This window comes from Glutamicibacter sp. AOP38-B1-38, assembly GCF_052377485.1.
Lineage (GTDB): Bacteria > Actinomycetota > Actinomycetes > Actinomycetales > Micrococcaceae > Glutamicibacter.
This window is the reverse complement of the sequence record NZ_JBQSWU010000069.1, coordinates 1-2499: the sequence shown is the minus strand read 5'-3', so window position 1 is coordinate 2499 and position 2499 is coordinate 1. Positions and strand designations below refer to the sequence as shown.

Annotated in this window: 1 protein-coding gene; it reads right to left on the bottom strand. The window is 60.5% G+C overall.

Features of this window, described 5'->3' with window-relative positions; all coding sequences use genetic code 11:
* Window positions 1-30: 30 nt before the first annotated feature.
* Window positions 31-2340 carry a putative transposase gene (locus tag ACT3TP_RS18570; protein ID WP_444621273.1) on the bottom strand — a complete coding sequence of 770 codons (2310 nt, stop codon included), beginning with the start codon at window positions 2338-2340 and terminating at the stop codon, window positions 31-33.
* Window positions 2341-2499 lie beyond the last annotated feature (159 nt).

Below are 2499 nucleotides of genomic sequence, written 5' to 3'. Positions count from 1 at the left end.
GGCACCAGGGCTTTGGACATCGGTAGAAAATTAATGAGACGCCGCTAAGCCCTTCACCCGATACCGCAACACCCGCTCCGTCCCCGGATACACAGTCCGCGTGCCGCTGAGCAACTCACACAATTCGCCCAACGCCACCGTGGCACGACGCGTCGGCAAAGAATCCAACACAACCTCCAGCACCCCGTCCTGGCCCGGATCCAAATCCCCGCTCAGCTTCAACGCCTGCCGCACAAACACATGAGCCTGGCTCGACGCTGCCTTATAACCGGTCTGCGTACTCACCTGGGTGACCAGCATCATCGTGACGTTATACGCGGCCATCCGAAACGCGTGCAACACCTGCTTCAACTCAGATTCCAGGACCTGCTGCCCAGGGTTCACTTCACCCAAAGGGAGTTTCGCTGACATCGCCTGATACTCCTTAGACGCCTGCGCCAGCTGCTTCTCAGCTGCCAATACCGGAGCGTTCAATTCGTTGAGCATCTTATTAGTGATCGTCACCGCCTCCCCTGGTTCCGGGGAACACAGGGCAAGCTCCTGAACGTCCGCGGCAGCGGCCAACGCCCGCACTTTCGCGGCCAGCGCGTCGCGTTTCTGCTTCGCCTTGTCCTTCAAAGGATTCGGCACCCGACGTTCACTATCATCAGTGAACGCTTGGTAACTGTCATGGGCATCCAACGCGAAATGCTGGCGCGCATACCGGAAATAGTTTTCATGCCGCCACCGTGCACTCATACGAAACACGATCTCGGCTGCTGGCAGGTCCGTGTTGGTGGTGAGGATATGGATCTGGCGATGCTCTTGGCCAGTGGCTTCACGGACCTGCTTACCAGCGGCCACGATCCGGCTGATCTGCCTCATCCGGAAACAGATTTCCTGACCAGCAGGCCCGTAGGCCAGCGTGACGGTGGTGTCGGCAACCTTCCCGTACTCATGCTTGGTACCGAACTGATCCGCATACTCAACCTTGCCGAACAGGTCCGGGCTAACGTCTTCGGTGGCGCCCTTGCGCCAGGTGAGCGGATCAAAACCAGCCCGGGAGAGGTCATGGAATAGCTGCGGGGACCAGCCTTCCCGGTCAAAGCCGATCAGCACGCGCCGCTCATCACCAATCATGTCCCGCAGTTTCGGGGTCAGCCGGCGCAGCTCGCCAACCAAGGAAGTGGAAGGTTTAGCCATGACCATGAACACCGGTGAACCATTCGCGTCAGCAACCCAGGATTCCATCGACGCCGGGACCGGGAACTTCAGCCTCGTGGAATACTGCTTCCCGGTCTTTTTCTTCCCCTGGTAGGAACGTACGTGGCCGTCCACGTAAAGCAGCAGCCCCAGCTTGTCCTCGGTGGTGGGTTGTGTGCTGGCCAGATGGTGGCGGCCCAAGGCAGTGAGCAAGTCGGCGGCTTTACCCCGGGCGGCCAGTTCCTGGTGCTTGCGGCGCACGGTCTTCACTTCCGGGGCCCGGTCCATGCCCAGGATCCGGCCGAACCCTGCCGGGTCCAACCGGGTGGCGCCTTCAGCACGCGGTTCACCGGCCAGGGTACGCAGCACGGTTTCCAAGATCATCGTGTTCAGCCCGTAGAACCCAGGCTTGAGCGAACCATAACTCTGGTGGACGCAGTCGGCCAGTCCGGTAGCTTCCACCGCGGGCAAGGCCAGGAGCAGCCCGGCATAAGGGATGCGGGAGCTGGCAGTGAACACCGGGGATGCTTCGTCCAAGTTCCCGGTGGATGCGGCTACGCGTTCGGTGGTGCGTGGTTCAGGATCAACCAGGATCGGCAGGGCAAGCTGTTCTGGCACGGATGGCACGGATGGCACGGATGGCGCGGGGGTGTCTAACTGCTGGCCAGTGCCTACCTGCCCTTTGGAGCTGGGCTGCGTTGCTTGGCCTGTTGCGGGGTTCAAGGTCATGGCGCGGCGCACGCTGAACTCGGAGACCCCGGCTTCGCTGGCTGCTGCGCGGTTTGAGAGGCCGGAGGCTTTGAGCTGGTGGATCTGGGTGATCAGTTCACCATCAAGTTTCGAGTTTCCTTGCGGACCACGTTTCTCACTGACCAGCCCGGTGATTCCAGCGGTGTCTGACGCGCTTTTCCAGCGCCACAGAGTTGCGGTGGAGATGCCGAACCCGGTGGCGATCACCGGTGCGGGCGCGGCACGCAGGGATAACAGGTTCACCGCGGCATAGCGGCGGGATTCTTCATCACCGCCAGCCCAAACATGAGTGAGAAGTCCATGGATGAATACCTGTCCACCGTCCTCGTTTTCCACGAGTTCCACAGCGGCGCCAATGGTGGTTCCGCTGCCAGTGGGCGCGAAGGCAAGTAGTGGTTGAGTTGTCATCAGAACCATCTTCCCACCTCACCTGAACCCGCATCATTCGTCTAGTTAATTATATCTCAAGAATGACTGGATTAATAGTGCCGGAGGTGGATTCTTCCCCGGCGTACCGGGGAGCTCTAACCGTTCATGGGGAGCCGATGTCCAGAGCCCTGGGCACTG

What these genes read in the sequence shown, in the direction of transcription:
- ACT3TP_RS18570 (WP_444621273.1), bottom strand. Translation starts at nt 2,340, where the DNA reads ATGACAACTCAACCACTACTTGCCTTCGCGCCCACTGGCAGCGGAACC.